The organism is Pseudomonas sp. GM50 (genome assembly GCF_000282375.1).
GTDB lineage: Bacteria > Pseudomonadota > Gammaproteobacteria > Pseudomonadales > Pseudomonadaceae > Aquipseudomonas.
In genome coordinates this window covers 1-25,333 of sequence record NZ_AKJK01000126.1, presented here as the reverse complement: position 1 = coordinate 25,333, position 25,333 = coordinate 1, and the positions used below count along the sequence as shown (strand labels likewise).

Sequence of the window (25,333 nt, the reverse complement as noted above, 5' to 3'; positions counted from 1 at the left end):
GGCAAGCCTGGCTCCTACAGGGAGCGGTGATTAATGGACGATGGAATTGGGCGGTAGATGGCCTAATCGTTCAGTCAGGCGAATCCGCTGGACCGGATCGTCACTGAGCAGCAATGCATGCTCCAGGTCAAAGCGCTCGGCATTCGGGCAGTCCAGTCGTTGGTAGAGACTGGCCCGGGCCAGATAGTCGGAGGCGCTGGCGTTGCCCAATTCAAGCACGCGCTCGGCGTCGACCAAGGCATCGATGTAGTCATCGTTCGTGAGGTACAACTGGCGCAGGTTGCGCGACAGTCGCTGCAGCATCTGCACCGGTTCGGCAGTCAATAAATGCTCGGCGCCGAGCTGCATGTTCGGGCCGTACTGGCGTTGCAGCAGTTCGCGGCAATCATTGGGGTACAGCCGTCGTCCGCCGCACGGGTCGAGCAGGTGATCGGCGCCTTGCACCCGCAGCAGGAAATGCCCGGGAAAGTTGACCCCGACCATGGGAATCTCCAGCCTTCTGGCCAGTTCCAGCGCAATCAGACCCAGCACCAGCGGCTGGCCTCGCCGACGTTCCAGCACTTTATTGAGTAACGCCACTTGCGGGCGCAAGGGCGTGGAGTCGTCCTTGGCGAACCCCAGGTCATTCATTCGCCGCAGCAAGGGTTGGGCCAATTCACTCACCGGCAGCATCGGCAACCCGTAGCTGACTCGCTGTTGCAGATCCTTGAAATCCGCCAGCACCGTCTGGGGATCCAGCTCTTTATCGTGCTCGGCGGCGATCCATAGCGCCGCCTCGAACAGCGCGGGCGGTGATCGTTGCAGGCAATCGAAAAAACGTTGGCGCGGGGTCATCAAAATCTCCGGGGAATGCCTCGTTTTAGCCCCGTCACAGGCTTTCGTCCAGTGCTGCACACAGGTGGTAACAGGTTATGTCCGAAAGCGTTCAAAGCGGCGCCGCTTATTCCGGTGCGCTTCTGCAATTTTTGTGCGCAAGCCTATACTGGCGACTACAAGAAGTGATTCGGGAGCCCTACGATGTTCGCTCTCATGCAAAGCACTCGCCTTGAATCGCTGCACCTGAGCGTCGATCCGGTCACCGGATTGAAGGCGGTGATTGCCATCCACAACAGCCGTCTGGGACCTGCCCTGGGTGGGTGTCGTTACCTTGCTTACCCCAGCGATGAATCCGCGATCGAGGATGCTGTGCGCCTTGCCCAAGGCATGAGTTACAAGGCGGCCCTGGCCGGCCTGGCTCAAGGGGGTGGCGTCGCGGTGATTGTTCGCCCGGCCCATGTGGAAAACCGCGCCGCGCTATTTGAAGCCTTCGGTCGCTGCATTAACGAACTCGACGGTCGCTACATCACCGCCATCGACGCCGGCACCTCGGTGGCGGACATGGATTGCATCGCCCAACACACCCAATTCGTCACCAGCACCACCGCTGCGGGCGACCCCGCGCCGCACGCCGCCATGGGCGTGTTTGCCGGTATTCGCAGCACTGCCATGGCCCGCTTGGGCAGCGATAATCTCGAAGGACTGCGCATAGCCATTCAAGGCCTGGGCAATGTCGGTTATGCCTTGGCCGAACAGTTACACGCGGCCGGCGCCGAGCTGCTGGTCAGCGACATCGATCATGGCAAGGTGCAACTGGCCATGGAGCAGTTGGGCGCTCATCCAATCGCCAATGATGCGCTGCTCAGCACGCCGTGCGACATACTCGCGCCCTGCGGCCTGGGCGGTGTGCTTAACAGCAACAGTGTGTCGCAACTGCGCTGCGCGGCGGTCGCCGGTTCGGCAAACAACCAACTGATCCATCTGGAAATCGCCGATCAGCTGGAGCGCCGGGGCATTCTGTATGCGCCCGATTATGTGATCAATGCTGGCGGGCTGATCTATGTGTCGCTCAAGCATCGCGGCGAAGAGCTGACGACCATTACCGCGCACCTGTCGAAAATCAGTTCACGGCTGACCGAAGTCTTCGCCCATGCCCAGGCGGAAAAGCGCTCTCCGGCCCGGGTGGCGGATGAGTTGGCGGAGAAAGTGCTGTACCGGTGATGCTGTACGGGTGAACAGTTTGAATCGATGAGGGAGTGAGAGCCTATCCGGCCGACTTGCTCCCCAAGCCCTGCGTCACAAGCGTCGGGCCTGACAAATGCACGCCGACTCACGCGTGCCAGGAGCCCTGTGATGCTTCACAAGGTTGAGCTGCCTTACACCCGATTTTTATCCCCTGATGGCCAGTTGCTCGGCAATCTTCCCGACTGGGCCGACGACTTCAATCTGCTGACGCGCCTGTATCGGCAGATGGTCCTGACCCGCCTTTTCGATCAGAAAGCTGTCGCCTTGCAACGCACCGGGCGCATCGGCACTTACGCGCCGACCTTGGGCCAGGAAGCCATTGGCGTCGCGGTCGGCAGCCTGATGCACGCCGAAGACGTACTGATCCCGTATTACCGCGACACCGCCGTGCAGTTGATGCGCGGCGTGCGCATGGAAGAAATCCTTTTGTATTGGGGCGGCGATGAGCGTGGCAGCGACTTCGCCGACCCGGCGGTCGTTCAGGATTTCCCGATCTGTGTGCCGATCGCCACCCAGGCCCTGCATGCCTGCGGCGTTGCCAGTGCCTTCAAAATCCGTGGAGAGCATCGGGTCGCCGTCACTACTTGCGGCGACGGCGGGACCAGCAAAGGGGATTTCCTCGAGGCCCTCAACGTTGCTGGCGCCTGGCAGTTGCCGGTGGTGTTTGTGATCAACAACAACCAATGGGCGATCTCGGTACCGCGACGAATCCAGTGCGGCGCTCCCACCTTGGCGCAGAAAGCCATTGGCGCCGGATTCCACGGCGAGCAAGTCGACGGCAATGACATGCTCGCCGTTTACGACCGCGTGCAAGCAGCCCTCGAACGGGCGCGCCACGGTAAAGGGCCGGTCTTGCTCGAATGCCTGAGCTACCGCCTCGGCGATCACACCACTGCCGACGATGCCACGCGCTACCGGTCGGCAGACGAGGTCAAGCAGGCCTGGCTTGAAGAACCGATCAAACGCCTGCAACGTTTCATGGCCGGGCAAGGCGTGTGGGACGAGGGCCGCGAACAGGCACTGATCAGCGAATGCCAAGGTTTGGTGCAGGGGGCTGTGGATAACTTTGAAGCGGCGGGCCTGCAGACACCGGAATCAGTGATCGATCATGTCTACGCCCAGTGGCCGCAAGCGCTGGCCGAGCAGCGCGAAGAATTTCTCGAACGGGTGGCGCGCCGGACGGGAGGTTCGGGCCATGAGTAACGGTAAGGTGACACTGCTGGAAGCGGTGAATCTGGCGTTGCATCGGGCCATGCGTGAAGACGAGAACGTCATCGTCCTCGGTGAAGACGTCGGGGTGAACGGTGGCGTGTTCCGCGCCACGCTGGGCCTGCGTCACAGCTTTGGTTTCAAACGGGTGATCGACTCGCCGCTGGCCGAAACCATGCTCGGCGGGCTGGTGGTGGGTATGGCGGCCCAAGGCTTGAAACCGGTGGTGGAAATCCAGTTCATGGGTTTCATCTACGCCACCATGGAGCACCTGGTGTCCCACGCCAGCCGCATGCGCAATCGCACGCGCGGGCGGATCACCTGCCCGATGGTGATGCGCTCGCCGATGGGCGCAGGGATTCGCGCGCCGGAACATCACAGCGAAAGCACCGAAGCGCTGTTCGCGCATATTCCGGGGCTGCGGGTGGTGATCCCGTCCTCGCCGGCCCGGGCTTATGGCTTGTTGCTCGCGGCCATCGATGATCCTGATCCAGTGATATTTCTTGAGCCGACCCGACTCTATCGAATGAACCCGCAACCGCTGCTGGATGACGGCAAACGCTTGCCGCTGGACAGTTGTTTCACCCTGCGTGAAGGCAGCGACATTACCTTGATCAGTTGGGGCGCCAGCGTGATGGAAACCCTGCAAGCCGCCACGCAATTGGCCGAACAGGGGATTTCTGCGGAAGTGATCGATGTCACCAGCATCAAACCGCTGGACCTCGACACGATGGAGGCCTCGGTGCGCAAGACCGGTCGCTGCGTGATCGTGCATGAAGCGCCGCGCTCCTGCGGGGTCGGCGCGGAAATCGCCGCCAGTCTCTATGAACGGGTATTTCTGGAGTTGCAGGCACCGATCCAGCGAGTCACCGCGCCGGACATTCCGCCGCCGCTGTATCGACTGGAATCGCTGTACATGCCCAGCGTCGAAGACATTCTTCATGCCTGCGACACCGTCATGCAGCACTACCCCTGAAGAGACGCCTGAGGCCGAGGAGGTTGCGATGAAATATTTCAAACTGCCGGATCTGGGCGAAGGCTTGCAGGAAGCGGAAATCGTCCGCTGGCACGTCAAGGCCGGCGATATCGTCAAGGCCGACCAGCTATTGGTGTCGGTGGAAACCGCCAAGGCGCTGGTGGACATTCCCGCGCCCTACGACGGCGTGGTGGCGAAAACGTTTGGTGGCGAGGGCGACATTCTTCACGTTGGCGAACCTCTGCTCGGTTACGAAGGCGAAGCGGATGCGGGCACTGTGGTCGGGCGGCTTGAGGGCGGCGGTACGAATCAGGAGGATGCATTTTTTATCGGCGCTGCGCCTTCGACTCGTGAGCATCTGGCGAACCGTGCTACGCCAGCGGTGCGTCAACTGGCTCGGCAGCTCGGCGTTGAACTGAGCGGCTTGAAGGGTTCCGGCCAGGAAGGCCTGATCACTCGCAGCGACGTGGAAAACGCGGCCCAGACTGAGCGCGAGCGCTTCGGCGGCGAGAAGCTGCGCGGGGTGCGACGCAGCATGGCGCTGAACATGGCCAGGTCCCATGTCGAAGTGGTGCCGGTGACGATTTTCGGTGATGCCGATCTGCATCGCTGGGGACAGGCGCGAGAACCGCTGATTCGCCTGGCCAAGGCGATGGCGGCGGCCTGCGCGGTGGAGCCGGTACTCAACAGCGCCTTCGACGGCAAAAGCCTGTCGCTCAAGCAACATGAACGACTCGATCTGGGCATTGCCGTGGATACGCCGGACGGCTTGTTCGTGCCGGTGTTGCGTGATGTCGGTCAACGCACGGCGGCGGATTTGAAAGAAGGTGTGATGCGTCTGCGAGCCGATGTGCAGGCGCGCTCGATCCCGCCCCAGGAAATGATGGGTGCGACCCTGACCCTGTCGAACTTCGGCACCTTGTTCGGCCGCTACGCCAACCCGGTGGTGGTGCCACCGCAAGTGGCGATCCTCGCCGCCGGGGCGATCCGCGATGAACCGGTGGCGGTCGAGGGCGCGGTGGTGGTGCATCCGATTTTGCCGCTGTCCCTGACTTTCGATCACCGTGTGGTCACCGGCGGCGAGGCGGCACGATTCTTCAAAGCGTTGGTCCAGGCGCTGGAACAACCCGAGGTCTAGGTTTCCCGCAGGCATGAAAAAGGCCCTGAGCCATTTGACTCAGGGCCTATTCAATTCGGGCATTGCTTACTTTGGCGTCTTGGCGGCTTTGGCTGGCTTGGTTGGCTCAGCGCCCGCTACTTCAACTGGTGCAGCTACTTCAACAGGTTCAGTGGCTTTAACAGGTTCAATGGCTTCGGCGGGTGCATTCAGCAGTTCGGACAGTGCGTCCGGCTGGCTCTTGAACGCCTTGGCGAACACATCACGGTTCTTCGCCATGTAGATCCCGGCTTCTTCCACTTGCTGTTCGGTCAGGGACGGAACGGCTTTTTGCAACACTTCAGCCAGCAATTCGGCCAGTTCGAGCATTTTGTCATGACGGTCAGCTTCGGCTTTATCCATGAACAAGCGCTCCAGATCTCGGCTGCTGCGGTATACCACTTCGACGGCCATTCACCACCTCACATGCCTTCACATTAGTTGTCTGTTTCGACTACTGTATCTATATACAGCGAAAAGGATAAGCGAATCCCTGCGCTTTGGGTAGTGGCTTTTTAATGTAGACCGAATTCAGGGTTTGTCAGGTGGACCGAGTCGCTCCATTCGCGGGCAAGCCTCGCTCCTACAGGTTTTGTGTCGGACGCACACCCGCAACCAACCCCTGTAGGAGCGAGGCTTGCCCGCGAAGGCGTCCGTCCTGATACCACTAACGTGTCTCATGTCACGCAGCCATCATCTCACCCAACAGTATCTGGCCTTTTTTCTGCATGCAGAACAACCGTCACGTCCAACCCGCATCATCCGCTCGAACCGAGCTAAGGAACAATCAAAGTGAAAATCAACTGGGCCGAGAACCTACGGCAGAACGTGCACCAACTGGCCGAGTCCCTGGGCAACCTGTTCGTCGAGACCTTCCACTACCTGGCGCTCTTCGCCATCGGTGCGGTGACCGCTTGGGCAGCGGTGATGGAATTCCTCGGAATGCTCGAACAGGGGCATATCAAGATCGATGACATCTTGCTGCTGTTCATCTACCTGGAACTGGGGGCGATGGTCGGGATTTACTTCAAGACCAACCACATGCCGGTGCGTTTCCTGATCTATGTGGCGATCACCGCGCTGACCCGGCTGCTGATCTCCAACGTCTCGCACCATAATCCGCCGGACCTGGGGATCATCTACCTGTGCGGCGGGATTCTGCTGCTGGCGTTCTCGATTCTGGTGGTGCGTTACGCCTCGTCGCAATTTCCTTCGGTGAAGATCGAACACCCGCAACGCAAGATCGGTGCGGGTTCCGGTGAGCATCCCGAAGTGGAGAAGGGCGAGATTTAAAGCCCCATTGCAGGTCGGGGCCGGGATTTGACCTGTGGCGGCGGGTTGCGATTGTCGCCGTCGGTCATGGCTTCGAGGATGGCCACGGCGCTGTGGCCCTGTTCGATGGCGATGCCGAATTGAATGCTCTGCACCAGGCGTTTGAGGCGCTTGGGGTCATTGCGCTGTTCGGCGCTGATCATCCGTTTGGCCACCACGCGGCCACTTTTGGAGAGGGTCAGCATGATGCTGCCGTCCAGCCCCTGAATGCTCAGGTTGACTTGATAATCCGGTGCAAAGGCATCGGTAATGAGCTGAAAAGGATTGTCCATAATGCGTCACCGCCTGATTGAACGTGCAGTTGTTGACGGCCGTGATCGGGTTTAGTTCGCAACACCAGACCACCGGCCTTCCATGTTCATGCGCTTTCTTCCGTGCCGCGTAGGGGATACAGCAAGGGGCATGCCGGAAAAACTGTCGGACAATGGATACGGCAAAAAAACGGCGGGCACTGTGGCCCGCCTTCTTTTTGCCTGCCCGTTTCAGGGCATGAATGAGTAGATGATCGCAGACAGTGCAATCAAACCGATCAACACCACGAACACGTTCGAGGCCTGATTCGAGTACTGGCGCAAGGCCGGCACGCGGCGGATGGCGTACATCGGCATCAGGAACAGCAGGCACGCGATGATCGGGCCGCCGAGGGTTTCGATCATGCCAAGGATGCTCGGATTGAAGGTCGCCACGGCCCAGCAGCTGAGGATCATGAACAGCGCAGTGATGCGGTTCAGCCAACTGGCGGACATGACTCGACCACGGCCACGCAGGCTTTTCACGATCAGGCCCTGAAAGCCTTCGCTGGCGCCGATGTAATGGCCGAGGAAGGATTTGGTGATCGCCACCAGCGCAATCAACGGCGCGGCGTAAGCAATGACCGGTGTCTGGAAGTGGTTGGCCAGATACGACAGGATCGAAATGTTCTGCGCCTTCGCGGCGGCTAAATCAGCCGGGGACAGCGCCAGTACGCAACTGAAGCAGAAGAACATCACTGTGACGACCATCATCGCGTGAGCGATTGCGAGAATGCCGCTGCTTTTGCGTTCGGCTTGCTCGCCGTAACGCTGTTTCTGATCGACGGCGAAGGCGGAGATGATCGGCGAATGGTTGAACGAGAACACCATCACCGGAATCGCCAGCCACAAGGTCTTGAAGAACAGCGGCAGTGGCATGCCTTCGCTGGCGGTGGCGAAGAATGCGCCGTTCCAGTTTGGAATCAGGCTGACGCCGAGCAGCAGCAACGCCGCGACGAACGGGTAAACCAGCACGCTCATGCATTTGACGATGACGCCCTGACCGCAACGCACGATCGCCATCAAGCCGAGAATCAGCCCCAGCGACAGAATCGCCCGAGGCGGCGGCGTCATGTGCAACTGGTGCTCCATGAGGCTGCTCAGGGTGTTGGTCAGCGCCACGCTGTACACCAGCAAAATCGGGAAGATCGCGAAGAAATACAGGAGCGTGATCAGCTTGCCGGCACCGATACCGAAGTGTTCTTCCACCACTTCGGTAATGTCCCCGGAACGGCCGGACAGCACGAAACGCGTCAGGCCACGGTGGGCGAAGAAGGTCATCGGAAAGGCCAGTACCGCCAGGAGCAGCAGCGGCCAGAAACCACCGACGCCGGCGTTGATCGGCAAGAACAACGTGCCGGCACCAATCGCCGTGCCATAGAGGCCAAGCATCCAGGTGGTGTCGTGCTTGCTCCAGCCTTTGTGGGTTATTTCGCTATTGTGTGTCAGGTCTACAGCAGGATTATCGGCAGCAGGTGTACGTATTTCGGTCATCGTTTTCGCCTCGTTATTATTCTTGCTCGGGCTCACGTGTTGCGGACGGTCAGGAAGCGCTCCTCAGCACTCCACCCAGCTCACCGCCAGGCCGCCCCGTGAAGTTTCTTTGTATTTGTCGTGCATGTCGGCGCCGGTATCGCGCATGGTGCGGATCACCCGGTCCAGGGAAATGAAGTGTTTGCCGTCGCCGCGCAGGGCCATTTGCGTGGCGTTGATCGCCTTCACGGCAGCGATTGCGTTGCGCTCGATGCACGGCACCTGCACCAGACCGCCGACCGGATCGCAGGTCAGGCCGAGGTTGTGTTCCAGGCCGATTTCGGCGGCGTTTTCCAGTTGCTCGGGAGTCGCTCCGAGTATGTCGGCCAGGCCGGCGGCGGCCATGGCGCAGGCGGAACCGACTTCACCCTGGCAGCCGACTTCGGCGCCAGAGATCGAGGCGTTTTTCTTGCAGAGAATGCCTACAGCGGCAGCGCCCAAAAAGAACGCCACGACGTCATCGTCCGACGCGTCCGGGTTGAATTTCATGTAGTAGTGCAGCACGGCGGGAATGATCCCCGCCGCCCCGTTTGTAGGCGCGGTGACCATGCGTCCGCCCGCCGCGTTTTCTTCGTTCACGGCGAGGGCGAACAGGTTGACCCACTCCATGGCTGACAGAGTGGAGCTGATGACATTCGGTTTGCCGATTTCCAGCAGGCTGCGGTGCAATTTCGCGGCGCGGCGCGGAACATTCAGACCGCCGGGCAGGATGCCTTCGTGACGCAAACCTTGCTCGACGCATTCGCGCATCACCGACCAGATATGCAGCAATCCCTGGCGGATCTCGGCGTCGCTGCGCCAGGCCCGTTCGTTAGCCATCATCAGCTCGGAAACCCTTAAACCGTGCTGGTTACAGAGCTTGAGCAATTCGGCGGCGCTGGAAAAATCGTACGGCAGCACTACGTCGCTGGAAGGAGCAATGCCGGACTCGGCTTCGGCCGCTTCGATGATGAAACCACCACCCACCGAGTAGTACGTTTGCTCGAACAGCTCTCGGGTTTCGCCGAAGGCTGTCAGGGACATGGCGTTGGGGTGGTAGGGCAGGCTTTCGTCGAGCAGCAGGAGATCGCGCTGCCAGTTGAAGGCAATGGTCGATTTGCCGGCCAGACTCAGTTCGCCGGTTTCACGCAAGGTTTGGATTCGGCTGTCGATGGAGTTCGGATCAATGCTGTCTGGCCATTCACCCATCAGGCCCATGACACAGGCGCGGTCGGTCGCGTGGCCAACGCCGGTGGCCGAAAGGGAGCCGTAAAGTCGGACTTCTACCCGCCGTACGTCGGCCAGTAAACCTTGGTCAATCAGTGCCTGGGTGAAGGTCGCGGCGGCGCGCATCGGGCCGACGGTATGGGAACTGGACGGACCGATGCCGACTTTGAAGAGATCGAAAACACTGATAGCCATGCTAAAGCCTATACAAGCAATGGAAGAGAAATCGCTGCCATTTTTGTAGGACAAGCGCAATGTCGGCGATACTGCCAACCTCGGTCCTACGTGACCAACGAAACTTCCTAAGACAGCCTTTAGCAGGACTAAACAATGAGTCGCCAATTGCACGCCCAGACCTACGTCTGGCTGCACGTGTTTTCGTGTGCCGCGCGGCACTTGTCCTTCACCCGTTGCGCCGAAGAACTGCACATCACGCCGGGGGCGGTCAGTCAGCAAATTCGCCAACTGGAAGAGCGGCTGGGGTTTCGACTTTTCCACCGTCGCGCCCGGGGCGTGGAATTGAGCGCCGAAGGCCAGCGATTGGCTATCACCGTCAACGAAGCCTACGGCAGCATCGATGCGGAATTGCGACGACTGGATGCGGGAATGATCAGCGGGATTTTGCGGTTGCGCTCGATTCCATCGTTCCTGAGCAAATGGCTGACCCCCAGGTTGCCGCGTTTGCAGCAGCGGTTCCCGGATATCCAGTTACGGCTGGTGGCTGAAGACAGCAGCATTCCACTGCACGAAGGCGAGTTCGACCTGGCCATTGATCTCAATGACGGCAGTTATCCCGGATTGTTATCCACAGCCTTGCTCGACGAGCAGATATTTCCGGTATGTGCCCCGAGCCTGTTGCGTGGAAGGCCGCCGCTGCATGGCCCGGCAGACCTGGTGCATTTTCCGTTGCTGCACGACATCACCGCCTGGCGCGGCAGTTACGAGTATGCGGAATGGGAGTTTTATCTAAACGCCATCGGCTTCGAAGGCGCGGATGTACGGCGCGGGCACACCTTTAATCGCAATCACCTGACCATCGAAGCGGCGATTGCCGGGATGGGCGTGGCGATTGCGCGGCGAACGCTGCTCAACGATGAACTGGAGCGCGGGACGTTGATCGTGCCGTTTGGCCTGGCGGTGCCTAATCACAAGCGTTACGTGCTGCTCTATGCGCCGGGCGCGCTGAGCCATCCGGGCGTACGCGCGGTGCATGACTGGCTGGTGGAGGAGGCGGAGATATTTCGTAGTCTGCATCCGCTGGCCGAGCAGCAGATGTGAGCAATTATGACAAAAGAGCGAGGCGACCCAACTCCCGACCTTAACAGCGCTTTTGCCTGTTGTCCGGCTTTTTTTGCGAATCAATATTTATCTTTTTTTAGGGGTTGAAATGTTCTGCGCACACACCGATTGTGTAACCAAGAGGTCACGGTGATGAAGCCCAAGGGCCAGCCGAAGGGCCTCTCGCGAGCTAGCTGAAATAAGGGATGGAACTATGCAAATCCAAGTCAATAGCGATAACCATATTCAAAGCAGCATCCGACTGGAGGAGTGGGTACGAACTACCATTGAGAGCACGCTCGAACGTTATGAAGAGGACCTGACCCGCGTCGAGGTCCACCTGCGGGATGAGAACGGCGACAAGCCTGGTCCCCACGATATGCGCTGCCAGCTGGAAGCGCGGCCAAAAGGCCACCAACCGATTTCTGTCACCCATAAAGCCGCTAACCTGGAACTGGCGATCGACGGTGCGGCCGAAAAACTCGAACATGCGCTTGAACATCTGTTCGGCAAACTGCGGGGCAAACCACGTGCCGCTGTGGTGCCGTTCGAAAGGCCTGTTGCCGATGCGCTGCTGGAAGACGAGTTTCTCGAGAACGAACAGGCTGCACAAAACGGCTGAGGCCTGATTCACTTTTTACCTTCCCACTTTCTCTCCACCTGAAAAACGGGCCTGCATTGCAGGCCCGTTCTTGTTTCTGGTATTCGCCGGCCCCTGTGGTTCCATGGAACCTGTGGCGAGGGGGGCTTCTGTGGTGAGGGGGCTTCTGTGGCGAGGGGGCTTGCCCCCGTTGGACTGCGTAGCAGTCCCAAAAACATCCAATGAGTTGTGTCAGGAAAAACCGGATAGCAGGTTTTGCGACTGCTACGCAGCCGAACGGGGGCAAGCCCCCTCACCACAGGGGTGTGCACTAGCCGCCATTGAATCAAAACGCGACTGAAGTCTGCACATACAACGTCCGCGGTTCACCCACGTACTTGCCCTTGTTGTTGTCATCGAACGAGCGGGTGAAGTACTGGTGGTTGAAGATGTTTTTCACCCCCACCGCCACATTCAGGTCCGACAGTTTCGGCCCGAAGTCATACGCCGCGCGGCTGCTGAACAACATGTACCCCGGAATCCTGCCGGTGCTGCCATCGGCGCTTTCGGCCGAGGTGTTGGCGTTGTCAGCGAACTGGTCACTCTGGTAGCTGCTGTCCAGGTTCAGTTTCCACGCGCCTTCGGTATAACCGACGCCGACCGTGCCTTTGTGTTTGGAGGAGAACGGCACACGATTACCCTTGTTCGGCCCGTCTTCGCGGATGGTCGCGTCAACATAAGCGTAAGTCGCGTACACATCGAAACCGGCCAGCGCCGGGTTCAAGTCGTCGAGGGCGTAGTTGATGCTGGTTTCGATGCCTTGATGACGTGTTTCGCCCCGGGCGATCACCGAGTCATTGGTCTGATTACTTTCGTATTGGTTGTCGAAGTTGATCAGGAACGCACCAATCTCGGCGCGCAACGCGCCGTTGTCGTAACGGGTCCCCAGCTCCCAGGTGCGCGCCTTCTCCGGTTTGACTTCGCCGCTGGTCACCCGGTTAGGCATCTGGCTGTACTGCACGCTGCCGAACGATCCTTCGGTATTGGCGTAGAGGTTCCAGCTGTCGGTCAGGTGATAGAGCACGTTCAGCGCCGGCAGGGCGGTGTTGTAGTCACCCTTGTACTTCACGTTGGTCAGGTTATTGGTCTGCTGCGACTCGATCATCTCGTAGCGGATGCCTGGCGTAATGGTCCACTTGCCGATATCGATCCGGTCGTCGACGAAGAACGCGTTGGCCTCGGTGCCGCCCCGAGTGTCGCGGTCGTTGCGGCTGTTGGTGGTCGGGTACTCGTTGCTGGCGATTGGCGTGCGGTAGCGCAGTTCGTGGCCGGCCTCATTGATATAGCGATAGCCGACACCGACTTCATGGCTGGTCTGGCCGAGATCGAAGCCTTGGGCGAAACGGGTTTCCAGGCCGCGTACCCAATACTCGCGTGGCGACAGCGAGAGGAACGTGCCCTGGTCCAGATAACCGCTGCGCAGGGTCTTGGTGAAGAAGGTATTGGCGGTGAACTCGCGGCGATCTTCCTGATAGCGATAGCCGAAGTTGAACATCGTGCGGCGGCCCCAGAACTGATCTTTCGGGCGTGTCGACTGGTACGGGTCTGCGTCGTAATCGGCGACGTTCAGCCCGCCGGGCATGTCCGCCTTGCCTTCGTAGTATTGGGCCATGGCGTTGAAGCTGTTGGCCTCATCGAGCTGGTATTTGCCCTTGAGGATCAGGTCGTCGATTTCTGTGTCGCTGTGTTCACGCCAGTCACCGCCGCGGGTGCCTGAGTACAGAATCGCGCCGCCCAAACCGTTATCGGCCGTACCGCCGGCCAGCAGGTTGCCGGTGGTTTTGAAGCCGTCATGGCTGGACGACGGACTGGTTTCAGTCTGGAAGCCGCCCTTGACCGTCGGTTCATCGGGAATGGCGCGAGTCACGAAGTTGACCACACCGCCGACGTTCTGCGGCCCGTAGCGCACTGCACCGCCGCCGCGCACCACGTCGACCGCGTCCATGTTGCCCATGCTGATCGGCGCGAACGAAAGCTGCGGCTGACCATAAGGTGCGAAGGGCACCGGAATGCCGTCCATCAATACCGTGGAGCGTGAAGCCAGCCGAGGGTTGAGCCCGCGAATGCCGAAGTTCAGTGCCATGTCATGGCTGCCGGTGCCGTTGTTGTCTGGCGCGTTTACCCCCGGGATGCGGTTGAGCACGTCCCTGGCCTGAGTCGCGCCCTGGCGTTCGAATTCTTCGCGACGGATTACATCGCGAGCGCCAGGATGTTCGAAGACGTTGGTTTGCGCCGCATCGCCGAGCCAGTCACCGACCACTTTCGAGGTGTCCAGCTCCAGCGTCGCATCACCCGCCGGTTGCAGACTGAAGGCATTGTTACCCTCGGCGCGGGCTTGCAAGCCGGTGCCTTCGAGCAACGCGTTCAAGCCTTGCGAAGGGGTGTAGTTGCCTTCCAGGCCGCGGCTCTGCACACCGCTGGTGATTTGCGAGCCGAAGGAGATCAGCACGCCGGCTTCACGGCCAAACTGGTTGAGGGCGTTCTCCAGCGAGGAGGGTGCGATGTGGTACGGCTTGGCGTCAGCGGCGTGCACCAGTGGCAGAACGCCAAAGCTCAGGCTGGCGCCCAGCAAGAGCTGGCGCAAGGTTCGAGCCATAGGTGTGAGACGGGTGGGTTGCATGGAGGGCGATCCTGAGAAGGTTGAATCAAGGGGGCTTTCCTTCTCTGTCACGCCAGATCTGAAAAACGGCTCACGTTAAACACATATCTTTTGCGTGGTATCGCACTTGTGGCGAGGGGGCTTGCCCCCGTCGGTCTGCGAAGCGGACCCAAAACAGCTGAACACGTTCCTTCAGGCATACCTGGGTGCAGGTTTTGCGACTGCTGCGCAGTCGAACGGGGGCAAGCCCCCTCGCCACAGCGTGTGGTTCGCCTGGAATCAGGCCCGCGCCTCAACCGTCACCCAATACCGGGTAAAACGCCTCACCTTCACCGGCAAACTGATTTCCAGCAGATCAAGAATCCGCTCGCTGTCGTCCAGTGGATAAGTCCCGGAGATCAGCAGATCGGCAACATTCGTCGCGCAATTGAGTTGCCCCCGGCGATAGCGACCGAGTTCATCGAGGAAATCCCCCAGGCGCATGTGCGCGGCCACCAGCATGCCGTCAGCCCAGGCACCGCTGTTGGCGTCCAGTGGCAGGGGAGCGCTGATGCCGCGTGCGCCGAAGCTCAACTGCCGGGCGGTTTGCAGCATCCGTGGCGACCCGCCATCGGGCGTCAATTCGACGCTACCTTCGAACACCGTCACGTGAGTGCGATCGGAAAACTGCCGCACGTTCAGCCGCCCACCTTGAGTTTTCAACAGGCCTTGTGCGGTCTGTACTTGAAACGCTTGGGTGGCGGTCAGCAGCATCTCGCCTTCGAGCAAGCGGATCAGCCGTTGTTGACCTTCGGTTCGCACATCGACCGAACTGGCGGTGTTGAGCTGTACTTGGCTGCCATCGCCGAGCGGCACTTTGCGTCGCTGACCGATCGGGCTGCGGTAGTCGGCCAGCAACGGCGTCAGCGGATTGTGCTCGCGCATGCCCCAGGTGACCGCCGAACCCGCGCCGAGAATCAGCAACAGCTTCAACGCCTGACGACGGCCGGCGGATTTCGGTGCGTTGAGGGCGGCATGGGCCAGCGGTGAAGACAAACCGCGCAAGCGTTGATTGACTCGCTGAATATGTTCCCAGGCCCGTCGGTGTTCACTGTGAGCATCGAGCCATTGCTGCCAGGCGATTTGCTGCCGCGGGTTCAACGGCCCTTGCTGGATTTCCATCCACCAGCGTACGGCCTGCTCAGCCACTTGAGAGGAGAAATCCGCAGGGCTGTTCATAGTGCGAAGTAGCAGCGCATCGCCGCTTTGTTCAGGTGCCGTTTGACGGTGGCGATGGAAATGCCGAGTTCAGTGGCGATCTGTGGATAAGTCAAACCATCGAGCTGAGCCAGCAAAAAGGCGCGCTTGACCAGGCGCGGCAAACCGTCGAGCAACTGGTCCAGTTCCGTCAGCGTTTGCAGGATGATCGCCCGATCCTCCTCCGACGGCGCGACGATTTCCGGCATCTGCGCCAGCGCATCGAGGTAGGCGCGTTCCAGATCCTGACGGCGGTAATGATTGAATAGCACGCGCTTGGCGATGGTGGTGAGGAATGCCCGTGGCTCGATGATCTGGGGCGTTTCCCGTGCCGTCAGCACCCGCATGAACGTGTCCTGGGCCAGGTCCGCGGCGCTGTCAGGGCAGCCGAGTTTGCGCCGCAGCCAACCGGTGAGCCAGTTGTGATGGGCGTGATAAAGGACTTCGACGGTAGTGGCTGACGACAACGGAACCGCTCCAGACGCATTTCGATACGTTAGAGAACAAGAATTGTTCGCATTGTAGGGGCGAGACCTGCATCCGGCAATCGGCTCCTGGCCGAAGGCGGCTGTACAGGCCCCGAAAATCCACTGGATTGCAGCGCTAGCGCAAGAACGCCTGCCGATATTCCCCCGGCGTCCCGCCCAAAGCCTGCCGAAACCGATTGGTGAAATGGCTCGCACTGGCAAACCCGCACGCCAAGGCAATCTCCCCCAACGGCTGCGACGTTGCGCGCAACAACTCCCGCGCGCGGCCCAGTCGCCGAGCCAACACATACTGATGCGGTGGCAAACCGAAGCTCACACGAAACATTCGCGCAAAGTGGTATTCCGACAACGCACACAATGCCGCCAGCTGCCCAAGGCTGATCGCTTCCGCCAATTGATGATCGATGAACTCCACCAACTGCCGCCGTTGATGTGCCGCCAACCCACCCTTGAGGCGCAAGCCCTCACGCACGCCGACCTGGCTGAGCAGGGCATGGCTGAGCATTTCGTGGGCCAGGCTGCTGGTGAGAAGGCGTTCGCCGGGTTCATCCCAGTTGAGAGTGATCAACTGCCGAAAGCGCCGGGCTTGCGGCGGGTCTTCGAGAAACGTGCGTTCGCGCAACTGCAATTCCCGCGGTTCGCGATCGAGCAGCGTGACGCAGCCAAGGGCAAATTGTTCGGGGCTGAAATACAGGTGGGCCAGGCGAATATCGCCATTGATCACCCAGCCTGACTGATGGTCGGCCGGCAGGATGCACAGCTTGTCCGGGCCGCCCTTGGTGCCGGGCTGGTCGCGGCGAAAGGTGCCGGTGCCGCCGGCGATGTAGCACGACAGGGTGTGATGGCTCGGCGCTTCGTAGTCCTGGGCGTCGTGATGGTTGTTCCACAAAGCTGCAGCCATGCCGTCACCGAGCTCGGCGCTGTGCTCCAGGCGAGCATTGGGCGAGCGGTTAAGCGCTTGAAAGACTTGCAGAGTTTCCAGTGCGGCCATAATCAGTTCTCTCCAACGCCTTGCATCCTACTCCGTAGACGTTGACCTGCCAGCCCGCCGACCGACAAAAGCGCAAGTTTATGCAAGTGCAAAAGTGTTTCGCGCCGGACACTGAAGGCCTATTCAGGAGTCTTCACCATGAACCTTTCGTTGTATCTGCTGACCGTGCTGATCTGGGGCACCACCTGGATCGCCTTGAAATGGCAACTGGGCGTGGTGGCGATTCCGGTGTCGATCGTCTATCGGTTCGGTCTCGCCGCGCTGGTGCTGTTCGTGATGTTGCTGCTTAGCCGGCGCCTGCAAGTGATGAACCGTCGCGGGCATCTGATTTGCCTGGCTCAGGGCCTGTGCCTGTTCTGCATCAATTTCATGTGCTTCCTCACCGCCAGCCAATGGATCCCCAGCGGTCTGGTCGCCGTGGTGTTTTCCACCGCCACCTTGTGGAACGCCTTCAATGCGCGGGTGTTCTTCGGCCAGAAAATTGCCCGTAACGTGCTGATGGGCGGCGCGTTGGGCTTGCTCGGGCTCGGCCTGCTGTTCTGGCCGGAGCTGGCCGGTCATACCGCCAGCCCGCAAACCTTGCTCGGGTTGGGTTTGGCGTTGCTCGGCACCTTGTGTTTCTCGGCGGGCAACATGTTGTCGAGTCTGCAACAGAAGGCCGGCCTGAAACCCCTGACCACCAATGCCTGGGGCATGGCTTACGGCGCGGCGATGTTGACGGTGTGGTGTCTGGTCAAAGGCATCCCGTTCGACATGGAATGGAATGCCCGCTACTTAGGCTCGTTGTTGTACCTGGTGATTCCCGGCTCGGTGATCGGCTTCACCGCCTACCTGACGCTGGTCGGGCGCATGGGGCCGGAGCGGGCAGCGTATTGCACCGTTCTCTTTCCGGTGGTGGCGCTGAATGTGTCGGCGTTTGTCGAAGGCTATCAATGGACGGCGCCGGCACTGGTGGGGCTGGTGCTGGTGATGTTGGGTAATGTGCTGGTGTTCCGTAAACCCAAGGCCCCGGTGATGCAAGGTAACGGCAAGTTGGCCTGACGTGCTGAAGATCGGTTCGGATCACGTTCAGCGCTCAGTCCGAATTGCAATATAGATTAGCAGTGGAAATATGAAATCGACGATATGTCGTGCCCAGTCCTTATAGTTCCATGTTTCCGAAAGGTCCATATTGAACCACTCAACGCCGACAACTTGCAGACCTACGTAATAAATGAAAATGGCGATAAGCAATCCGAGGAGTGCGAATTTTTTTGCCTCATGAAATGAGTCTGCGTCCTTGCTTATATTTTTCAGTAGTTGATAAGTACCCATGAGGCAAAAGACGGTGTAAATGACTTCAAGCGTGATGATGATCCAGTAGATTCGGTGATGGAGCATGGGGGAGGTGATGGCCCGATTACTGTATTTAAGGCTCTCTCGAGTGGTGTCCATGCTCAGGACATGCCCGACGTATTCGTAGTTGGTAGCATAGTCGGTGAAGTTGCTATACATCATGAGCAAACCAAACAGGCTCACAAAAAACATAAGGGCTGTTTTGCTGATTCTGATGATTTGGTCGGTGTTTAGAGGGTGCAAGATAGTTGTGCTCCTTGGTGGGTTCCCGTCACGGCCGGGTAAGTAAGGAGAGTCTATAGTGCTGACTGGTTTTTTGGCGAATGACTGAATTTCAAAGTGTGTGATGTTTGTACGTGATTTATTGTTTGTAGTTTGGTTGGGGTATTGGGAAACATCGCGGGCAGGCGTTTTAACCGCCTGCCCTTATTTAGTCAGCCTTTCCACACTTGTGGGTTTACCAGATCTTGCGGCCGCTCACCCAACAAGGCACTGCGCAAGTTGGCCAAGGCACGGTTGGCCATGGCTTCACGGGTTTCGTGAGTCGCCGAGCCGATGTGCGGCAAGGTCACAGCGTTTTTCAGTTGGAACAATGGCGACTCGGCCAGCGGTTCTTTCTCGTAGACGTCCAGGCCGGCGCCGCGAATCCGGTTGTTTTGCAGCGCCTCGATCAGCGCCGGTTCATCCACTACGGGTCCGCGGGCGATGTTCACCAGAATGGCGCTCGGTTTCATCAGCGCCAGTTCACGGTGGCTGATCAGGTGCCTGGTTTTTTCGCTGAGCGGCACCACCAGGCAGACGAAATCGGCTTCGGCCAGCAACTGGTCGAGGCTGCGGAACTGCGCGCCGAGCTCCTGTTCCAGCTCGGTCTTGCGGCTGTTGCCGCTGTAGATAATCGGCATGTTGAAGCCCAGCCGACCGCGACGAGCGATGGCCGCGCCGATGTTGCCCATGCCGACAATCCCTAAGGTTTTGCCATGCACATCGCTACCGAACAACGGCGCGCCGACGGTGGCTTGCCATTGGCCGGCCTTGGTCCAGGCATCCAGCTCGGCGACGCGGCGGGCGCTGCTCATGAGCAAGGCGAAGGCCAGGTCGGCGGTACTTTCGGTGAGGACGTCGGGGGTGTTGGTGAGCATGATCCCGCGTTCGTTGAAGTAGGCGAGGTCGTAGTTGTCGTAGCCGACCGAGACGCTGGAGACCACTTCAAGTTTTTCGGCATTTTCCAGTTGCGCGCGACCGAGTTTGCGGCCGACGCCAATCAGGCCGTGGGCGTGGGGCAGGGCTTCATTGAATTGGGCGTTGATGTCGCCGTTTTTCGGGTTCGGCACGATCACGTCGAAGTCTTGTTGCAGACGTTCGATCATCGGTGGGGTGATACGGCTGAAGGCGAGGACGGTTTTTTTCATTGGAGGCGGCTCGTCGGGCTTGGAGAATGCCAAGCACGCTAACATTCTTCCCGGACATTATGCGAGCGCTCGGATTGCCGGGTGTACACCATCCAAAACTGGCTGTGGCGAGGGGGCTTGCCCCCGTTGGGCTGCGTAGCAGCCCCAAAATTTTTGATGTACCAAAGATCTTGTGAGTGCTACGCACTCAAACGGGGCGATGCGGCGTTCCGACAAGCCCCCTCGCCACAGTTCGCTCCTACAAGGGTCAGCTGTGTGGCGCGGGTTTTGGTACGTTGAGATTATCCAGCATCCGGTTCACCGCCAGCTCGGCCAGCATGACGATTTGCTGAATCGCCATCGCCGTATTCCGATGCGGGCCTTCCAGATAGGTCGCAAAATTGCTGGCCATCACACTGGCCTGGGCCAACGACTCACAGGTGTGGGCCAACAGGTCTTCGTCTTTGATCGCCGGTGCGAGCATATACATCGTGCTTGGCTTGCGAGCCACGGGGGATTTGAGAGCGGCTGGATTGAGGTAGTGATCGAGCGCGCGGTTAGCGGCTTCGTGGAGCTTTTTTGAATCGAGGGATTCGTAGGGGGAAACGTCGTCGGTTTCAGGAGGATTCGGTGTTTCTTTAATCATGCGGAAGTTACTCATTGGCAGATGAAGTGGAACTGCCATCTTTCGTTTTCCAGACGAAAGGGTGGCAGCTGCGCGCGGACTGGAAAAACCGGAACATCCACCAAACCCGGCAGACCCGAAGGTCTCCCGCGCACAGCCGCCATAACAAGGAATTGCGTGCAGAAAAAAGCGCCGCAGTATGCCATGGGGTTTGGTAAGTGTTCGCCAGGTTTTCCAGACCTGATCGCTGATTTGGTAGCGACCCACAAAGCCTACCCACTTCGTTTCCGAAGCAACAACCGTCAAAACCTGTGGGAAACATCCTCAAAAATCACCCCGTCTGTAGGACCGTGAGATCAATTCGCCAACCGCGCCCCACCCAAACTCCCACTCAATTCATACGCCGCCAATTCCGCCTGATGCGCCGCCAGTATCTCCGGCAACGACCCGCGCAAGTACTCGACCCAGGTCTTGATCTTCGCATCCAGATACTGCCGCGACGGATAAATCGCATACAGATTCAGTTCCTGCGAACGGTAGTTCGGCATCACTCGCACCAGTGTGCCGTTGCGCAGCCCTTCAATCGCCGCATACACCGGTAAAACACCAACCCCCATGCCGCTGGTGATCGCAGTCTTCATTGCATCAGCGGAATTCACCAAAAACGGCGAGCTGTTAATGGTGACCATTTCCTGGCCTTCAGGGCCGTCGAAGGTCCATTTTTCCAGCGGGATGACCGGGCTCACCAGGCGCAGGCAGGCGTGGTTGAGCAGATCGCTGGGTTTATGCGCGCAACCGTTGGCTTTCACATAGGCCGGTGAGGCGCAAACGATGCTATAGGTGATGCCCAATCGCTGGGAGACGAAGCCCGAGTCGGGCAGTTCGCTGGCGAGCACGATGGACACGTCGTAGCCCTCGTCGAGCAGATCCGGCACGCGGTTGGCCATGGTCAGGTCGAAGGTCACGTCCGGGTGGGTTTTGCGGTAGCGGGCGATGGCGTCGATCACGAAGTGCTGACCGATGCCGGTCATGGTGTGCACCTTGAGTTGCCCGGCCGGGCGCGCGTGGGCGTCGCTGGCCTCGGCTTCAGCTTCTTCGACGTAGGCCAGGATCTGCTCGCAACGCAATAGATAGCGCTTGCCGGCCTCGGTCAGGGCGATGCGGCGGGTGGTGCGGTTGAGCAGACGGGTTTGCAGGTGGGCTTCCAGGTTGGAGACCGCGCGCGAGATGTTGGCCGTGGTGGTGTCGAGTTGCACGGCGGCGGCGGTGAAGCTGCCGGCCTCGGCCACGCAGCTGAAGGCGCGCATGTTTTGCAAAGTGTCCATGGGGTGCTCTCTTGGCGAATGGCAAATTGTGACACGAAGTTGCTGATTCTTTACAGGCGACTAAAGGCGCGACCAAGGGATTATCGCGTTAACGGTAACAAAGATTCACAAGAATCCCGGCTTATCGCCAACCAGGCCCACCCCTAGAATTGCGCCCCTGTAGGTGCGGGCCTTGTGGCGAGGGGGCTTGCCCCCGTTCGGCTGCGCAGCAGTCGTAAACCGGTCACCGCATTCTGATTGAAGATCGCGGCGACCGGTTTTAGGGTCGCTGCGCAACCCAACGGGGGCAAGCCCCCTCGCCACAAAAAGCCCGGCCCCAGAAGTTCTCCGTACCTCTCCATCTCAGGAAATCGCAGCAGTGCCGCGTCGCATCAACAGAGCGCTCAAGACGCTCAGTGTTTTGGCTTTAACCCTGGCAATCAGCGGCTGCATCGGAACCGGCGGTATTGCCCCACAGGGCAAGGCACTGGAGGCCGATTCACTGGCCACCGACGACGCCATTCAGAGTGCCGAACAAGACGCTCACTGGCCCACCGCCCAATGGTGGCAAGCCTACGGCGACCCGCAACTGAACCGCTGGATCGACCTCGCCCTGCAAGGCAGCCCGAGCATGGCCATGGCCGCCGCGCGAGTGCGACAGGCGCGGTCCATGGCCGGCGTTGCCGAGTCCGCCGAGTCGTTGCAGATCAATGGCCAATCCACCCTCAAGCGCCACAACTGGCCCACCGATCAGTTCTACGGCCCCGGCGAGTTGGCCAATACCACCACCTGGGACAACAACGCCGCGCTGGGTTTCAGCTATGCCCTCGACCTTTGGGGTCGCGAAAGCAACGCCACCGAACGCGCCGTGGACATGGCCCACATGAGCGCCGCCGAAGCACGGCAGGCTCAGCTCGAATTGCAGAACAACATCGTGCGCGCTTACATCGAGCTCTCGTTGCATTACGCGCAACGGGACATCGTCGCGGCGACCTTGAAGCAGCAACAGCAAATTCTCGACCTGGCACAGAAGCGTCTGGACGGCGGCATTGGCACGCATTTCGACGTCAGCCAGGCCGAAACACCATTGCCGGAAACCCATCGGCAACTCGATGCACTGGACGAGGAAATTGCCCTCAGCCGCAACCAACTCGCCGCGCTGGCCGGTAAGGGGCCGGGGGAGGGCGCGCAGTTGCAACGGCCGACGCTGTCGTTGGGCGCGGCGCTGAAGTTGCCGTCGTCTTTGCCGGCGCAACTGCTCGGTCAACGCCCGGACGTGGTCGCCAGTCGCTGGCAAGTGGCAGCGCAGGCGCGGGGCATCGATGTCGCTCACGCGGGCTTCTACCCCAACGTCGATCTGGTCGGCAACCTCGGCTACATGGCCACCGGCGGTGGGGCGCTGGAGTTTTTGACCGGCAAGAAGCTCAACTACAGCGTCGGCCCGGCGATTTCGTTGCCGATCTTCGACGGTGGCCGCTTGCGTTCGGAGCTGGGCGAAGCCGCCGCCGGTTACGACATCGCCGTGGCCAGGTATAACCAGACCCTGGTCAACGCGTTGAAGAACATCTCCGACCAGCTGATTCGTCGTGAGTCGATGGACAAGCAACAGGCTTTCGCCGCCGAGTCGGTGGCCACGGCGCAGAAGACCTACGACATCGCGATGATCGCGTATCAGCGTGGGCTCACCGATTACCTCAACGTGCTCAATGCGCAGACTTTGTTGTTCAAGCAGCAGCAAGTGCAGCAGCAGGTTCAGGCTGCACGGTTGAGTGCTCATGCGGAATTGGTGACTGCTTTGGGCGGAGGCCTCGGCGCTGGCAACGACGTCCCGAATGCCGAGAAAACCCAGCCCCCGAAAACCCCGGTTCTTTTGCGTTGAACACAAAACCTGTGGGAGCGAGCCTGCTCGCGATAGCGGTATGTCAGTCGACATCAATGTTGAATGTGAAATCGCCATCGCGAGCAGGCACGCTCCCACAGGTTCCGCGACCTGACTGAATTTCATTGAGCAAAATTCCATGACTCCCTTGCCTGCCCCTTTGCGCTGGCTGTATTCCCTTGAATGGCGCCGGGGTTTCTTCGACTGGGCACGCAGCGACGGCGTGACCTGGGTGTACATTTTCAAGGTGCTGTTCGCCGCGTTCCTGACCCTGTGGCTGGCCATGCGTCTTGAGTTGCCGCAACCGCGCACCGCGATGATCACCGTGTTCATCGTCATGCAACCGCAAAGCGGCCAGGTGTTCGCCAAGAGTTTCTATCGCTTCCTCGGCACCTTGGCCGGGTCGGCGGTGATGGTCGCGTTGATTGCCCTGTTTGCGCAGAACACTGAACTGTTCCTCGGCTCGCTGGCGATCTGGGTGGGCCTCTGCTCGGCCGGCGCGGCGCGTTATCGCAACTTCCGCGCCTATGGATTTGTGCTCGCCGGTTATACGGCGGCGATGGTCGGGCTGCCTGCATTGGCTCACCCCGATGGCGCGTTCATGGCGGCGGTCTGGCGCGTATTGGAAATCTCCCTGGGGATTCTCTGCTCGACGCTGGTCAGCGCCGCGATCCTGCCGCAAACCGCCAGCGCCGCGATGCGCAATGCCTTGTATCAGCGCTTCGGCGTGTTCGCGCTGTTCGTCACCGATGGCTTGCGCGGTCGCAGCCAGCGCGAAGCTTTCGAAGCTGACAATGTGCGCTTCATCGCCGAGGCGGTCGGGCTGGAAGGCTTGCGCAGTGTCACGGTGTTCGAAGACCCGCACATGCGTCGGCGCAATGGTCGGCTCAGTCGCTTGAACAGCGAGTTCATGGGCATTACCACACGCTTCAATGCCCTGCATCAGTTGCTCGAACGCCTGCGCAGCAGCGGCACCGATCATGTTGTCGCGGCGATCAAACCGGGGTTGCAGGATCTGGCCGAAGTGCTCGACGGTTTCAGCGGTCGCGCCTTGACCAGCCCCGACGCTGCACGCCTGGCCAGCGCTTTGGCGACCTATAAGGAAAACTTGCCGGCGCGGGTCCGCAGCCTGCGGGCGACCTTTCAGGAGAGTGATCCGAGCGCCGCCGAGCAGCTGGATTTTCACACCGCCTACGAGCTGCTTTATCGCTTCGTCGACGACCTGCACAGTTATGCACAGACCCACGCGTCGCTGGCCGATCACCGCCACGAACGTGAACGCTGGGACGAGCCCTTCACCCCGCAAACCAACTGGCTGGCCTCGGTGGCGTCGGGCATTCGCGCAGCGTTCATCCTCGTGGTGCTCGGCAGTTATTGGGTGGCCACCGCGTGGCCGAGCGGGGCGACCATGACCCTGATCGCCGCCGCCACCGTCGGCCTTTCAGCGGCGACGCCGAACCCCAAGCGCATGGCGTTTCAGATGGCCTGCGGGACGTTGCTCGGGGCGCTGGTCGGCTTCGTCGAGATGTTTTTCATCTTCCCCTTGATCGACGGTTTTCCGTTGCTTTGCGTGATGCTCGCGCCGGTGATTGTGCTCGGGTCGTTCCTGACCTCGCGGCCGCAATACGCCGGGGTTGGCCTGGGATTGCTGATCTTCTTCAGCACCGGTTCGGTGCCGGACAACCTCACGGTTTACAACCCTTACGCCTTCATCAACGACTACATCGCCATGATCATGGGCATGCTGGTGTGTGCGGCGGCCGGGGCGATCATTCTGCCGCCCAACAGCCGCTGGTTGTGGCGGGGG

At 60.0% G+C, this 25,333-nt stretch carries 22 protein-coding genes and 1 pseudogene; 10 read left to right on the top strand and 13 right to left on the bottom strand.

The features are described 5' to 3' along the window. Positions 1–30: 30 nt before the first annotated feature. On the bottom strand, positions 31–834 hold the full coding sequence (locus PMI30_RS02430; protein ID WP_008014513.1) for a SirB1 family protein: 804 nt from the start codon (positions 832–834) through the stop codon (positions 31–33). 183 nt (positions 835–1,017) lie between these two features. Between PMI30_RS02430 and PMI30_RS02435 the strand changes: the two genes are divergently transcribed. From PMI30_RS02435 to PMI30_RS02450, 4 genes are all read left to right on the top strand, one after another. Beyond that, a complete protein-coding gene (locus tag PMI30_RS02435; RefSeq protein WP_008014512.1) occupies positions 1,018–2,037 on the top strand; it encodes a Glu/Leu/Phe/Val dehydrogenase family protein in 1,020 nt (339 codons plus the stop codon). A gap of 132 nt (positions 2,038–2,169) precedes the next feature. Then, the gene (gene pdhA, locus PMI30_RS02440; RefSeq protein ID WP_008014511.1) at positions 2,170–3,264 is read left to right on the top strand and encodes a pyruvate dehydrogenase (acetyl-transferring) E1 component subunit alpha; all 1,095 of its coding nucleotides are present in this window, start codon (positions 2,170–2,172) and stop codon (positions 3,262–3,264) included. Continuing rightward, on the top strand, positions 3,257–4,246 hold the full coding sequence (locus PMI30_RS02445; RefSeq protein WP_008014510.1) for an alpha-ketoacid dehydrogenase subunit beta: 990 nt from the start codon (positions 3,257–3,259) through the stop codon (positions 4,244–4,246). Before pdhA ends, PMI30_RS02445 begins: the two co-directional genes overlap by 8 nt. A gap of 28 nt (positions 4,247–4,274) precedes the next feature. Further along, the gene (locus PMI30_RS02450; RefSeq protein WP_008014509.1) at positions 4,275–5,384 is read left to right on the top strand and encodes a dihydrolipoamide acetyltransferase family protein; all 1,110 of its coding nucleotides are present in this window, start codon (positions 4,275–4,277) and stop codon (positions 5,382–5,384) included. A 177-nt stretch (positions 5,385–5,561) separates the two neighbouring features. Here PMI30_RS02450 and PMI30_RS02455 read toward each other — a convergent pair. Beyond that, positions 5,562–5,816: pseudogene (locus PMI30_RS02455) on the bottom strand (YebG family protein); the annotation flags it as partial. Between the two features lie 378 nt (positions 5,817–6,194). Here PMI30_RS02455 and PMI30_RS02460 point away from each other — a divergent pair. Continuing rightward, positions 6,195–6,695, top strand: coding sequence for a phosphate-starvation-inducible protein PsiE (locus tag PMI30_RS02460; protein WP_008014507.1), 501 nt, complete (start codon positions 6,195–6,197; stop codon positions 6,693–6,695). On the opposite strand, the gene PMI30_RS02465 is transcribed toward PMI30_RS02460, so the two are convergent. The 3 genes from PMI30_RS02465 to PMI30_RS02475 form a co-directional block, all read right to left on the bottom strand. Further along, positions 6,692–7,006 (bottom strand): DUF3509 domain-containing protein, encoded by a 315-nt coding sequence (locus PMI30_RS02465; protein WP_008014505.1) that lies wholly within the window; start codon positions 7,004–7,006, stop codon positions 6,692–6,694. The two genes, PMI30_RS02460 and PMI30_RS02465, sit on opposite strands and share 4 nt — an antisense overlap. Before the next feature lie 210 nt (positions 7,007–7,216). After that, positions 7,217–8,518 (bottom strand): serine/threonine transporter, encoded by a 1,302-nt coding sequence (locus PMI30_RS02470; protein ID WP_008014502.1) that lies wholly within the window; start codon positions 8,516–8,518, stop codon positions 7,217–7,219. Between the two features lie 63 nt (positions 8,519–8,581). Beyond that, positions 8,582–9,958, bottom strand: coding sequence for an L-serine ammonia-lyase (locus PMI30_RS02475; protein WP_008014499.1), 1,377 nt, complete (start codon positions 9,956–9,958; stop codon positions 8,582–8,584). A gap of 135 nt (positions 9,959–10,093) precedes the next feature. Here PMI30_RS02475 and PMI30_RS02480 point away from each other — a divergent pair, with 135 nt between their 5' ends. After that, positions 10,094–11,041, top strand: coding sequence for a LysR substrate-binding domain-containing protein (locus PMI30_RS02480; RefSeq protein ID WP_008014496.1), 948 nt, complete (start codon positions 10,094–10,096; stop codon positions 11,039–11,041). A gap of 214 nt (positions 11,042–11,255) precedes the next feature. Then, positions 11,256–11,663 (top strand): HPF/RaiA family ribosome-associated protein, encoded by a 408-nt coding sequence (locus tag PMI30_RS02485; protein ID WP_007903266.1) that lies wholly within the window; start codon positions 11,256–11,258, stop codon positions 11,661–11,663. A gap of 304 nt (positions 11,664–11,967) precedes the next feature. Here the strand turns inward: PMI30_RS02485 and fecA are convergent, their stop codons facing one another. The 4 genes from fecA to PMI30_RS02505 all read right to left on the bottom strand — a co-directional run bounded on the left by fecA (position 11,968) and on the right by PMI30_RS02505 (position 16,995). After that, positions 11,968–14,301: a TonB-dependent Fe(3+) dicitrate receptor FecA gene (gene fecA / locus PMI30_RS02490; RefSeq protein WP_008014494.1), complete on the bottom strand. Its 2,334-nt coding sequence runs from the start codon at positions 14,299–14,301 to the stop codon at positions 11,968–11,970. A gap of 258 nt (positions 14,302–14,559) precedes the next feature. After that, complete coding sequence (locus tag PMI30_RS02495; protein WP_008014492.1) at positions 14,560–15,498, bottom strand: FecR domain-containing protein; 939 nt, start codon at positions 15,496–15,498, stop codon at positions 14,560–14,562. Continuing rightward, the gene (locus PMI30_RS02500; RefSeq protein WP_008014491.1) at positions 15,495–15,983 is read right to left on the bottom strand and encodes a sigma-70 family RNA polymerase sigma factor; all 489 of its coding nucleotides are present in this window, start codon (positions 15,981–15,983) and stop codon (positions 15,495–15,497) included. Before PMI30_RS02500 ends, PMI30_RS02495 begins: the two co-directional genes overlap by 4 nt. Positions 15,984–16,119: 136 nt before the next feature. Further along, positions 16,120–16,995, bottom strand: coding sequence for a helix-turn-helix domain-containing protein (locus PMI30_RS02505; RefSeq protein ID WP_008014490.1), 876 nt, complete (start codon positions 16,993–16,995; stop codon positions 16,120–16,122). A 138-nt stretch (positions 16,996–17,133) separates the two neighbouring features. Here PMI30_RS02505 and PMI30_RS02510 point away from each other — a divergent pair, with 138 nt between their 5' ends. Then, the gene (locus PMI30_RS02510; protein ID WP_008014489.1) at positions 17,134–18,036 is read left to right on the top strand and encodes a DMT family transporter; all 903 of its coding nucleotides are present in this window, start codon (positions 17,134–17,136) and stop codon (positions 18,034–18,036) included. Positions 18,037–18,063: 27 nt separating this feature from the next. Here the strand turns inward: PMI30_RS02510 and PMI30_RS02515 are convergent, their stop codons facing one another. The 4 genes from PMI30_RS02515 to PMI30_RS02530 all read right to left on the bottom strand — a co-directional run bounded on the left by PMI30_RS02515 (position 18,064) and on the right by PMI30_RS02530 (position 21,668). Beyond that, on the bottom strand, positions 18,064–18,573 hold the full coding sequence (locus PMI30_RS02515) for a DUF2165 family protein (RefSeq protein ID WP_008014488.1): 510 nt from the start codon (positions 18,571–18,573) through the stop codon (positions 18,064–18,066). A gap of 191 nt (positions 18,574–18,764) precedes the next feature. Beyond that, positions 18,765–19,739: a 2-hydroxyacid dehydrogenase gene (locus PMI30_RS02520; RefSeq protein ID WP_008014487.1), complete on the bottom strand. Its 975-nt coding sequence runs from the start codon at positions 19,737–19,739 to the stop codon at positions 18,765–18,767. Positions 19,740–19,986: 247 nt separating this feature from the next. Continuing rightward, complete coding sequence (locus PMI30_RS02525) at positions 19,987–20,364, bottom strand: DUF6124 family protein (RefSeq protein WP_008014486.1); 378 nt, start codon at positions 20,362–20,364, stop codon at positions 19,987–19,989. A 335-nt stretch (positions 20,365–20,699) separates the two neighbouring features. Then, positions 20,700–21,668 carry a LysR family transcriptional regulator gene (locus tag PMI30_RS02530; RefSeq protein WP_008014485.1) on the bottom strand — a complete coding sequence of 323 codons (969 nt, stop codon included), beginning with the start codon at positions 21,666–21,668 and terminating at the stop codon, positions 20,700–20,702. Positions 21,669–22,026: 358 nt separating this feature from the next. Between PMI30_RS02530 and PMI30_RS02535 the strand changes: the two genes are divergently transcribed. Together PMI30_RS02535 and PMI30_RS02540 are read left to right on the top strand one after the other, a co-directional pair. Continuing rightward, on the top strand, positions 22,027–23,526 hold the full coding sequence (locus PMI30_RS02535; RefSeq protein ID WP_008014484.1) for an efflux transporter outer membrane subunit: 1,500 nt from the start codon (positions 22,027–22,029) through the stop codon (positions 23,524–23,526). Between the two features lie 139 nt (positions 23,527–23,665). Next, a partial coding sequence (locus PMI30_RS02540) for an FUSC family protein (RefSeq protein ID WP_008014483.1) occupies positions 23,666–25,333 on the top strand: 1,668 nt, incomplete at its 3' end.

Bases quoted from the DNA above. Each gene is read 5' to 3' on its own strand.
- PMI30_RS02430 (WP_008014513.1), bottom strand. From the start codon at position 834: ATGACCCCGCGCCAACGTTTTTTCGATTGCCTGCAACGATCACCGCCC.
- PMI30_RS02435 (WP_008014512.1), top strand. From the start codon at position 1,018: ATGTTCGCTCTCATGCAAAGCACTCGCCTTGAATCGCTGCACCTGAGC.
- pdhA (WP_008014511.1), top strand. From the start codon at position 2,170: ATGCTTCACAAGGTTGAGCTGCCTTACACCCGATTTTTATCCCCTGAT.
- PMI30_RS02445 (WP_008014510.1), top strand. From the start codon at position 3,257: ATGAGTAACGGTAAGGTGACACTGCTGGAAGCGGTGAATCTGGCGTTG.
- PMI30_RS02450 (WP_008014509.1), top strand. From the start codon at position 4,275: ATGAAATATTTCAAACTGCCGGATCTGGGCGAAGGCTTGCAGGAAGCG.
- PMI30_RS02465 (WP_008014505.1), bottom strand. From the start codon at position 7,006: ATGGACAATCCTTTTCAGCTCATTACCGATGCCTTTGCACCGGATTAT.
- PMI30_RS02470 (WP_008014502.1), bottom strand. From the start codon at position 8,518: ATGACCGAAATACGTACACCTGCTGCCGATAATCCTGCTGTAGACCTG.
- PMI30_RS02475 (WP_008014499.1), bottom strand. From the start codon at position 9,958: ATGGCTATCAGTGTTTTCGATCTCTTCAAAGTCGGCATCGGTCCGTCC.
- PMI30_RS02480 (WP_008014496.1), top strand. From the start codon at position 10,094: ATGAGTCGCCAATTGCACGCCCAGACCTACGTCTGGCTGCACGTGTTT.
- PMI30_RS02485 (WP_007903266.1), top strand. From the start codon at position 11,256: ATGCAAATCCAAGTCAATAGCGATAACCATATTCAAAGCAGCATCCGA.
- fecA (WP_008014494.1), bottom strand. From the start codon at position 14,301: ATGCAACCCACCCGTCTCACACCTATGGCTCGAACCTTGCGCCAGCTC.
- PMI30_RS02495 (WP_008014492.1), bottom strand. From the start codon at position 15,498: ATGAACAGCCCTGCGGATTTCTCCTCTCAAGTGGCTGAGCAGGCCGTA.
- PMI30_RS02505 (WP_008014490.1), bottom strand. From the start codon at position 16,995: ATGGCCGCACTGGAAACTCTGCAAGTCTTTCAAGCGCTTAACCGCTCG.
- PMI30_RS02510 (WP_008014489.1), top strand. From the start codon at position 17,134: ATGAACCTTTCGTTGTATCTGCTGACCGTGCTGATCTGGGGCACCACC.
- PMI30_RS02520 (WP_008014487.1), bottom strand. From the start codon at position 19,739: ATGAAAAAAACCGTCCTCGCCTTCAGCCGTATCACCCCACCGATGATC.
- PMI30_RS02525 (WP_008014486.1), bottom strand. From the start codon at position 20,364: ATGATTAAAGAAACACCGAATCCTCCTGAAACCGACGACGTTTCCCCC.
- PMI30_RS02530 (WP_008014485.1), bottom strand. From the start codon at position 21,668: ATGGACACTTTGCAAAACATGCGCGCCTTCAGCTGCGTGGCCGAGGCC.